The organism is Pseudomonas sp. SID14000, assembly GCF_002165135.1.
Lineage (GTDB): Bacteria > Pseudomonadota > Gammaproteobacteria > Pseudomonadales > Pseudomonadaceae > Aquipseudomonas.
The window spans coordinates 1-388 of sequence record NZ_NFZQ01000168.1; the positions used below are offsets into that span (position 1 = coordinate 1).

Sequence of the window (388 nt, forward strand, 5' to 3'; positions counted from 1 at the left end):
GGGAGGCGGCCCCGAACTTCTGCGGCTGCAGCCTTCGCTCCGCCCGGCCCAACTGGAGACGCTGACCAATGCCGCCATCGCGACCGGCGACCTCGACCAGGCGGCAAGCTGGGCCTCCCGGGCTGCGGAGGAGGCGGCCCACATAGGGCTTGCGGGCCAACGCGCGGCGGCGTTGCGCGCCCAGGCCGCGATCGCCGAGCAGCGGGGCGATACCAGCGCTGCCGCGCGTCTGTTCCACGACGCGGCCCAGGAACACGCTCACTCCGGCGGGCTCCTCTGGGAGGCGCTGTCCTTGCTGCGGGCGGCCCCGCTGGCGAAGGCCGCCGGCCACGGACCCCGTGCGGATGCCATGCTTCGCCGTGCCGACCGGGTGGCCACCGGAGGCGGG

1 protein-coding gene is annotated in these 388 nt (G+C 75.8%); it reads left to right on the plus strand.

Features of this window, described 5'->3' with window-relative positions; genetic code table 11:
* Nucleotides 1-388 (plus strand): hypothetical protein (locus tag CAY82_RS27800; RefSeq protein WP_218190871.1); only part of this gene is annotated, 388 nt, incomplete at both ends.